8 protein-coding genes are annotated in these 8,620 nt (G+C 65.7%); 3 read left to right on the forward strand and 5 right to left on the reverse strand.

The genetic code is table 11. The features are described 5' to 3' along the window. Window positions 1-707, forward strand: a 707-nt coding sequence (locus EOA38_RS19980; RefSeq protein ID WP_127300027.1) for a LysR substrate-binding domain-containing protein, incomplete at its 5' end; no start/stop codon positions are given. A gap of 33 nt (window positions 708-740) precedes the next feature. Here EOA38_RS19980 and EOA38_RS19985 read toward each other — a convergent pair. Then, the gene (locus EOA38_RS19985; protein ID WP_127300028.1) at window positions 741-3,338 is read right to left on the reverse strand and encodes a TIGR02302 family protein; all 2,598 of its coding nucleotides are present in this window, start codon (window positions 3,336-3,338) and stop codon (window positions 741-743) included. Window positions 3,339-3,449: 111 nt separating this feature from the next. After that, window positions 3,450-4,406 carry a threonine/serine dehydratase gene (locus EOA38_RS19990; RefSeq protein ID WP_127300029.1) on the reverse strand — a complete coding sequence of 319 codons (957 nt, stop codon included), beginning with the start codon at window positions 4,404-4,406 and terminating at the stop codon, window positions 3,450-3,452. A gap of 50 nt (window positions 4,407-4,456) precedes the next feature. Between EOA38_RS19990 and EOA38_RS19995 the strand changes: the two genes are divergently transcribed. Continuing rightward, window positions 4,457-4,759, forward strand: coding sequence for a metalloregulator ArsR/SmtB family transcription factor (locus tag EOA38_RS19995; RefSeq protein ID WP_126091705.1), 303 nt, complete (start codon window positions 4,457-4,459; stop codon window positions 4,757-4,759). A gap of 135 nt (window positions 4,760-4,894) precedes the next feature. Here EOA38_RS19995 and lysA read toward each other — a convergent pair whose 3' ends face one another. The 3 genes from lysA to argH form a co-directional block, all read right to left on the reverse strand. Then, the gene (gene lysA, locus EOA38_RS20000; protein WP_126091706.1) at window positions 4,895-6,163 is read right to left on the reverse strand and encodes a diaminopimelate decarboxylase; all 1,269 of its coding nucleotides are present in this window, start codon (window positions 6,161-6,163) and stop codon (window positions 4,895-4,897) included. Between the two features lie 52 nt (window positions 6,164-6,215). After that, window positions 6,216-6,422: a hypothetical protein gene (locus tag EOA38_RS20005; protein WP_126091707.1), complete on the reverse strand. Its 207-nt coding sequence runs from the start codon at window positions 6,420-6,422 to the stop codon at window positions 6,216-6,218. A 70-nt stretch (window positions 6,423-6,492) separates the two neighbouring features. Beyond that, entirely contained in the window at window positions 6,493-7,893 is a 1,401-nt protein-coding gene (argH, locus tag EOA38_RS20010) for an argininosuccinate lyase (RefSeq protein ID WP_127300030.1), read from the reverse strand. A gap of 35 nt (window positions 7,894-7,928) precedes the next feature. On the opposite strand from argH, the gene EOA38_RS20015 reads away from it, so the two are divergent. Next, the gene (locus EOA38_RS20015; RefSeq protein ID WP_126091709.1) at window positions 7,929-8,609 is read left to right on the forward strand and encodes a TlpA disulfide reductase family protein; all 681 of its coding nucleotides are present in this window, start codon (window positions 7,929-7,931) and stop codon (window positions 8,607-8,609) included. Window positions 8,610-8,620 lie beyond the last annotated feature (11 nt).

Genomic DNA, 8,620 nt, shown 5'->3' on the forward strand with positions numbered 1-8,620 from the left:
GCGTGGCGCTGACGCGCCGCGGCGGCGAGCTCATCGCCAATGCCCGCCGCATCGTCTCGCTGCTCGACGAGACGGCGGCGTCGCTGGTGGCGCCACCGCTCGGCGGGCTGGTGCGCATCGGGATACCCGCCGAATATGGCCGCTCGATCCTGTCGCGGGCGCTTGGCGAGTTCGCCAAGCGTCATCCGCGCGTGGAAGTCACTGTGCGCTACGCCCATTCGGCCTCGCAGGTGAAAGCGCTGGCGGCGGGGGAGCTCGACCTCGCCGTGGTGTTCGAATGGGAAGGTTTTTCCGGCGGCGAGGTGCTGATGCACGATCCGACGGTGTGGGTGACATCGATGCTGCACCATATGCATGAGGAGCGGCCGGTGCCGATCGCGCTCTACAGCCGCGACGGCTGGTGCCGCGACTTTGCGATCAAATCGCTGCAGCAGCGCGGTCTCGACTACCGCGTCGCCTATACCAGCGACACCAATGGCGGCCTGACGCTCGCGGTCACTTCCGGTTTGGCGATCGCGCCGATCTCGCGCAGCAACATCCCGCCCGACTGCCGCGAGCTGACGGCCGCCGACGGCTTCGGCGACATCGATTCCTCCAATGTGGTGCTGCACCGCAATCCGCTGGCGGCGGGCGAAGCGATCGACGGCATGGAGAACGCGATCCGCGAGGCTTTCATGCTGACCAGGCAAACCGCGCCGGCAGCATAGATGCCGGCTGCGGCGATCCTGGGGGACCGCCGCCTATTTCAGTTCGAGCAGCCGCTCGAGATAACTGCGCTCTATGTCCGGGCTCAGCGCGTTGCCGAGGCGCTTGCGGATCGCTTCGAGAATCTGGCGGGCGCGCTGCACGTCGATCTCGTCCGGCACCTTGACGGAGTTGCCGTCGTCGGAACCCTTGGTGGCGCGCGGCCGGCCGAGCGGATCGCGGTCGGCGTCCTGCTGGCGCCCGCCCTGCTCGCTGCCGCCCTGGTCGCCCTGCATGGCCTGCATCTGCTTCATCATGTCCTTGGCGCCTCGGCGCAGCGCCTCCAGCGCGCGGCCCTGGTGGCCGACGGCCTCGTCGCCGTTGCCCTCGCCAAGCGACTGCTCGGCATCGCCCATGGATTTGCCGGCCTCGCCGAAGCCCTCATTGGGCTGCATGCCCATGCCTTCGAGGCCCTTCTTCAGCTTGTCGAGGTCGCTCTGCAACTGGCCCTGGCCCTCCTGCAGTTGCTTCAGCGCGTCGGCCAGATCCTTTGGCGACATCCCCGGCCGGCCGAGCGGATCGCGGTCGTCGCCGGGCTTCTGCCCGTCCTGAGACTGGCCCTGCTCGCCATCCTCGCCCATCTGCTGGTCGCCGTTTTGGCCACGCTGGCCGCGCTGCATCTGGTCGAGGCGGAAAGTGTCGTTCATCATCTCCTGCTGGCGCCGCATGATCTCGCCCAGCTTGTCCATCTGCTGGCGCATCTCGCTGTCCTGCTCGCCGCCCTGCTGCTGGCGGCCGGCCTGCAGGTTGTTCATCATGTCCTGCAGCTCCGACAGAAGCTGCTGGGCCCTGTCGCGGTCACCGGATTTGGCGAGGTTTTCGATCTCGTCCATCATCCGGTCGATATCGCTCTGGCGCAGTTCCCGGCCGTTCTGCTGCATCTGCGGCGCGTTCGGGTTCTGCTGCGCGCGCTGGGCGAACTCCTGCAGGAACTGGTTCATCGCTTCGCGCAGTTCCTTCATCGCCTTGTCGAGCTCTTCGTCGCTGGCGCCGTTCTTGATGGCGTCCTGCAGCGCCTGCTGCGCCTGGCGCAGCCGCCGCTCGGCGGCCGACAGGTTGCCTTCCTCGATGCCGAGCGCGATCTCCCACAAATAGGACACCTCGTTGCGCAACTGGTCATCGCTGCCTGCGAGCTTCAGCCGGCTCCTCGCGCTCATGATCGCGAGATAATGCGACATGTTGTCGAAAGTATCCTCGGGGCGCAGCGTGATCGCGTCCATCAGGTCGAGCACGCGCGGCCTGGCGTTGGTGTCGAGCGCCAGCAGCCGGCGCTGCTCGATCACGGCGCGGGCCAGCGGATTGGAGAAGGGGCGCTCCGGCATCACCAGCGTCTTGGTTTCGCTGGTGGCGGTGTGGCCGGCATCGTCCGTGGCGGTGAGCGACAGCTTTATGGTGCTGCCGGCCCAGACATGCTCGGTCAGATCCTTGGTCGTCTTGGCCGCGTTCGCCTTGCCACCGCGGCGCGGCAGCGTCAGCGGCATGTCGGGCGGGCCATAGAGCGGATGGGCATCGGCCGGCGGCGGATCCGACAGCTCGAAGACAGCCTTGGCGGAAGCCGCGCCATAGTCGTCATCGATCTGGTAGTTGAGCTCGATGGCGCCATTGACGGCGCGCTTCGGTTCGCCGACGAAACGGATCGTCGGAGGCTTGTCCGGGATGATGGCAAACGCCCAGTGGCCGAGATCGTCCTCACCGGACTTCAGCGTCAGCACGCCATCGGTGCTCAGCTTGCCGGAGAACTGGCGCACTTTGAGCTGGGCAGCGGCTGGGGGCGCCGGCTGGGCGGCGGCGGGCGTGACACCCTTCGGCACGGCCGGCTCGATGGCGCGGGCATTGCCGCTTACATCGGCATAGTTCAGCGTTTCCTCGCCCGAGCCGCCGGTGACGCGCAGCGACACGTCGCTGCCTTGCGGGATGCTGAAGGTCTGCGCGGCCTGATTGGCGTCGGCGGTCAGAAACAGCGGCGGCTTGCCGGTATAGGCGGGCGGTGTCACCCAGGCATCGATGCGCGGCGGCACGGTATCGCGCGCTGCCCCGGCGACGAAGCCGTCGCTGATCCGGCCGCCGAAAGGCCCGAACGAGAAGGCGAAGGCGGTGACGAAGAGCAGTCCCACCAGGGCCCGCAGGCCCCAGCGATCGTAGTCCGGCACGCTTGTGCGCGGCCTGTCGGCGCCGAGGCTGGAGAGCCGCTCCGCCATGCGCTTCTGGTGCTCACGCCAGAGCGCCTGCGAGAAAACGCTCTCCGCGCCGCTCGGCCGGTCAGTCTGCACCTGCACGGGGCTGTGCAGCAACTCGTTCGCGGCCTCGATGCGCCGGTCGACCTCGGCGGAGGACGGCATGCGGAAGAAGCGCAGCGGATAGAGCGCCGCCAGCGCCGATACGCCAAAGAGGATCAGGAGACCGATCCGCGCAGGATCCGGCAGGCGCTGGAACAGGCCCAACCACGAGACGCTGAGGAACAGGCCGGCGACGACTGCCAGCGGCAGCAGCAACGGCCAGCCACGCTCGAAGATCATCGAGGTTCGCGTCGCCAGCCGGCTGAGCGCCAGACGCCCGGCCAGACCGCGTTCGCTGGAAATGGGTCGTTCCGTCATCGGCCCTTCCTGCCCGGGCGGGATGGCCCGGACCTCATGAGCAGAATACCAGCAAACACGGCAAAGGCGAGGCGGGTTCCAAAATCGTGAAGAGGTTAGCCCCCGTTATGGTCAGAAATTCGCGGGATTTGTGTTGGAGCCGCAGACCAGAACGGCAACGCGCTCGTCCGGCGACGGCTCGTAGCGGCCCGAAAGCATCGCCGCGAAGGCGGCGGCGCCGCCGGGCTCGGCAATGATTCGCGCGCGGTCCCAGAGCGCTTTCTGCGCCGCCACGATGTCGTCGTCGCCGACCAGGATCGAGCGCTCGACAAAGGCCTCGGCGATCGGGAACATCATTTCGCCGACACGCTTCGGCGCCAACGAATCGGCGGCAATTCCCTCGGCCGGCGCATCGACCGGCTTGCCGGCCTCGAACGCGCGGAAAAGCGTCGGCGCTCCCTCGGGTTCGATGGCGATAATACGGATGCGGCCAGCGAACCAGGCTGCGATGCCGCCGATCAGACCGCCGCCGCCGACGGCGACCAGAAGCGTGTCGATCCCGGGCAGGTCGGCTTCGATCTCGAGACCGACCGTGCCCTGGCCGATGAGCGTTTCTTCCTGATTGAAGGCATGGATCTGCAGGGCACCGGTCTTTTCGGCAAAATCCTCGCTGGCGGCCAGCGCTTCGGCATAGCGCTCGCCGCCGACGATCAGCTGGGCGCCGTAGCCGCGGATGCGCTCGAGCTTCGCCGGCGGGCTGACCTCGGGCACGAAGATGGTGGCCTTGTGCCCGAGCTTCATGGCGGCATAGCCAACCGCCGCGCCATGATTGCCGCCGGAGGCGGCGACGACGCCTGCTTCCGGCACCTGCCGCTCGAGCAGATTGGTGAAGGCGCCGCGCGCCTTGAACGAGCCGGAATGCTGCAGGCATTCGAGCTTCAGGTCGACCGGAAAGGCCGGCCGGCCGAAATCCGCCATGTCGACGCGCATCACCGGCGTGTGGCGCACATAAGGGCGAATGCGCGGCTCCACGGCGGCAATGCGTTCGCGTGTGATCGTCCCTTTGTCCAATGGGCTTGTGTTCAGCATGCGCGGCTCCCTGGGGTTGACTTCAATTAGTAACTTAGCAAAATGGCTAAATGCAAGAGGTCGATATTTTCAAGGCGATCGCCAACGAGCGCCGGCTGCAAATCCTCGATTGGCTGAAGGACCCACGCGCGCATTTCCCGCGCCAGGCCGATGGCGATCTGGTGCAGGACGGTGTCTGCGCCCTGCTGATCGCCGAAAAGCTCGGCATCACACAGGCGACGCTCAGCGAGCATATGCGCGTCTTGACGCAGGCCGGCCTGCTCAGCGCCAAGCGCACCAGGCAGTGGATTTTCTATCGCCGCGACGAGGACAGGATCGCCGAAGCCAAGGCGCTCATTCTGCGAAAAATCTAGTGCGTTTCACCGTTTCACGGAAACGGCGAACCGCTTTATCTCTTTGTTTTCACGCAATTCCGGGCGGAAGGCTACGGCGAAGTCGCCGAGCCTAACCGTTACACACTTTTCCTGGATTGCTCTAGCGGCTCGCGGCTACGTCAGCCAATCCGGGATCGAATCGAGCCCGATCAGCTCCTCATAGGTCTGGCGCGGCCGCACGACGTGGAAACGGTCGCCGTCGACCAGCACTTCGGGCACCAGGAGCCGGGTGTTGTAGGTGCCGGCCTGCACCGCGCCATAGGCGCCGGCGGTAGCGACGGCGATGAGATCGCCGGCCTTCAACCTGGGCAGGTCGCGGTCGTGTCCGAGATAGTCGCCGGTCTCACAAACCTGGCCGACCACGTCGACCTTCATGCGCGGCGTTGCGGCCGGCGGCTGCACCACCGGCTTGATGTCGTGGAATGCGTCATAGAGCGTCGGCCTGATCAGGTCGTTCATGGCGGCGTCGACGACGAGGAAGTTCTTGGCGTCGCCTTCCTTCACGAAGATCACCTCGGAGACCAGGATGCCGGCATTGCCGACGATCAGTCGGCCAGGCTCGAACATCACCTTCAGGCCGAGCTTGGTGACGTGCTTGCGCACGATCTCGGCATAGGCATCGGGCAGCGGCGGCGGGCTGTTGTCGACGCGGTAAGGGATGCCGAGACCGCCGCCAAGATCGACATGCTCGATCCTATGCCCATCGGCGCGCAGCGTTCCGACCAGTTCCACCAGCAGCGCAAAGGCGTCGTCGAAGGGCTGCAACTCGGTGATCTGGCTGCCGATATGGGTGTCGATACCGGTCACCCTGATGCCGGGCAGCTCGGCCGCGCGGGCATAGACCTGGCGTGCCCGCTGCCAGGGAATGCCGAACTTGTTCTCCGCCTTGCCGGTCGAGATCTTCTTGTGGGTCTTGGCGTCGACATCGGGATTGATGCGCAGTGAAATCGGCGCCACCTTGCCGAGCGCGGTCGCGCGCTGAGAAAGCAATTCCAGCTCCGGCTCGGACTCGACGTTGAAGCAGAGGATGCCGGCGGCGAGCGCGAAGTCCATCTCGCGCGCGGTCTTGCCGACGCCCGAAAACAGGATCTTGTCGGCCGGGATGCCGGCGGCCAAGGCGCGGCGCAATTCGCCTTCCGACACCACGTCGGCGCCGGCGCCTTGCCTGGCCAGCGTCTTCAGCACGGCCTGGTTGGAGTTCGCCTTCATGGCGTAGCAGACGAGTGCGTCGAGGTCGCTGAAAGCCTCCTTGAAGACGCGAAAATGCCTGGTCAGCGTCGCGGTCGAATAGCAGTAGAAGGGCGTGCCGACCTGCCTGGCGATGTCGGGGATTGCGACGTCCTCGGCGTGAAGCACGCCGTCGCGGTAATCGAAATGGTTCACGTGCGGTGGTTCCGAAATTGGAGCACGATGAGATCGGACGATCTCATCGGCTCTAGAGCAAAGGATCGAGAATGAACTTCTTGTCCTTGACCGGTTTCTCCGGCTCCGGCGGCAGCGGCTGTTTCGCCTTCTCCGCATCCTTGCGCGCCTGCACGGCCGCCTCGTAAGGCGTGTCGAGGCCGGTCCTTCGGCCGCAGGCCGTGACGGCAACCATCGCCGCGAGCAGCGCGAGCGTCACCAAAATCCTGCTTCCGGTCATCGATCCATCCGTCCGAAACTGTTTGCGTGCTGCGCTTTTATCCGAGTTTTCGGCGTATTGCATCCCGGCATTACGCCTTGGCGAGCCGCTTTTTCCAATAGCGGATCTGCTTCTTCACCTCGGACGGCGCGGTGCCGCCGAAACTTGTGCGGCTCTTCACCGAATTCTGCACCGCAAGCACCGAGAAGATGCCGTCGGTGATGCCGGGATGGATCGACCGCAAGTCCTTCAGCGACAGCTTCTCCAGGCTGACCTTCTTGTCCTCGGCCAGCGCCACGGCGCGGCCAGTGACATGGTGGGCCTCGCGGAAGGGGAGGCCCAGATTGCGAACCAGCCAGTCGGCAAGGTCGGTGGCGGTGGCATGGCCGGCGCCGGCGGCTTTCTTCATGGCCGCTGCGTTCACGGTCATGTCGCGCACCATGCCGGTGGTCGCGGCCAGCATCAGGTCGAGCGTCTCGGCGGCGTCGAAGACCGATTCCTTGTCTTCCTGCATGTCCTTGCCGTAGGTCAGCGGCATGCCCTTCATGACGGTCAGCAGGCCGACGAGATGGCCGTTGATGCGGCCGGTCTTGCCGCGCACCAGTTCGGCGGCGTCGGGGTTCTTCTTCTGCGGCATGATCGAGGAGCCGGTGGAGAACGAATCCGAGAGCCGGATGAAGCCGAATTGCGGGGTCGACCAGATGATGATCTCCTCGGCGAGCCGCGACAGATGCGTGCCGCAGATCGCGGCGATCGAGAGGAACTCGAGCGCGAAGTCGCGGTCCGACACGCTGTCGAGGGAATTGCGCATCGGCTCGCGGAAGCCGAGAGCCTTGGCCGTCATGTGACGGTCGATGCCGAAGCTGGTGCCGGCAAGAGCGGCGGCGCCCAGCGGGCTTTCGTCCATCCGCTCGATGGCATCGCGGACGCGCGAGAGGTCGCGACCGAACATCTCGACATAGGCCATGCAATGGTGCCCGAAGGTCACCGGCTGCGCGGCCTGCATATGGGTGAAGCCGGGCATCACCGTCGCGGCGTGCTCCTCGGCGCGCTCCAGGAAAGCGGCGATCAGGCCCTTCAGCGCCTCAGCGACGCGCTGGCATTCTTCCTTGACCCACAGCCTGAGGTCGACGGCCACCTGGTCGTTGCGCGAGCGGGCGGTGTGCAGGCGCCCCGCAGCCGAGCCGATCAGGTCGGCAAGCCGCGCCTCGACATTCATGTGGATGTCTTCCAGCCGGGTCGAGAATTCGAACTTGCCGGCCTCGATCTCTTTCAGAACCGTGTTCAGCCCGTGAGCGATTTTTTCTTGATCGGCGGCCGAAATAATGCCCGTTTGCGCCAGCATCTCGCTATGGGCGATCGATCCGCGGATGTCCTGCGCATAGAGTTTGCGGTCGAAGGAGATCGACGCGTTGATCGCTTCCATGATCGCGGCCGGACCCGAGGCAAAACGTCCGCCCCACATCTGGTTGCTGGCCTTCTTGTCGCTCATCGCTATAACCCGTGCTCCGGAACAGTTTTTGAAAAATGGCAGACGGAAATAGATTCTTCCCGGCCCCGCGCCTCATCCTCGCCGCCCTGGCGGCGGGCGTCTTGGCCGGCGCGGTCGCGGTATATGTCAGCGAGAGCAGTTCTGGCAACAACGCCCCGTCTCAGTCCGCGGCAGCCGACGGCAAGGACGATGTCGCCTGCAAGGCCAAGGCCGAGCGGGCCAGGCAGGTCGCGGCGAAGGCCGTGGGCCAGGTCGCCGCGCTGCAGCCGGCCGATCCGCCGCAATCGATGAAGAGCCTTGCCTTCAACGGTCCCGACGGCAAGCCGATGACGATCGCCGATCATGCCGGCAAGACGGTGCTGCTCAATCTCTGGGCGACCTGGTGCGCGCCCTGCCGTGCCGAAATGCCGGCGCTCGATGCGCTGCAGAAGGAGAAGGGCAGCAACACCTTCGAGGTTGTCGCGGTCAATGTCGATACCGGCGACGACGCCAAGCCGAAGAAATTCCTCAAGGAGATCGGCGTCGAGACGCTCGGCTACTACCGGGATGCGACCATGGGCCTGTTCAATGAGGCCAAGACACGCGGACTGGCGCTGGGCTTGCCGGTGACGATGCTGATCGACGGCGAAGGCTGCCTGATCGCGCATATGAACGGCCCGGCCGAATGGTCGAGCGCCGACGCCAAGCGGCTGGTGGAAGCGGCGCTCGGGCCGTGAACGCCAAAGCG

Origin of the sequence: Mesorhizobium sp. M1E.F.Ca.ET.041.01.1.1, from assembly GCF_003997355.1 — a bacterium.
In the GTDB taxonomy this organism is placed as follows: domain Bacteria; phylum Pseudomonadota; class Alphaproteobacteria; order Rhizobiales; family Rhizobiaceae; genus Mesorhizobium.

Coding starts and splice junctions, on each gene's coding strand:
- EOA38_RS19985 (WP_127300028.1), bottom strand. CDS start 3,338: ATGACGGAACGACCCATTTCCAGCGAACGCGGTCTGGCCGGGCGTCTG.
- EOA38_RS19990 (WP_127300029.1), bottom strand. CDS start 4,406: ATGCTGAACACAAGCCCATTGGACAAAGGGACGATCACACGCGAACGC.
- EOA38_RS19995 (WP_126091705.1), top strand. CDS start 4,457: ATGCAAGAGGTCGATATTTTCAAGGCGATCGCCAACGAGCGCCGGCTG.
- EOA38_RS20005 (WP_126091707.1), bottom strand. CDS start 6,422: ATGACCGGAAGCAGGATTTTGGTGACGCTCGCGCTGCTCGCGGCGATG.
- argH (WP_127300030.1), bottom strand. CDS start 7,893: ATGAGCGACAAGAAGGCCAGCAACCAGATGTGGGGCGGACGTTTTGCC.
- EOA38_RS20015 (WP_126091709.1), top strand. CDS start 7,929: ATGGCAGACGGAAATAGATTCTTCCCGGCCCCGCGCCTCATCCTCGCC.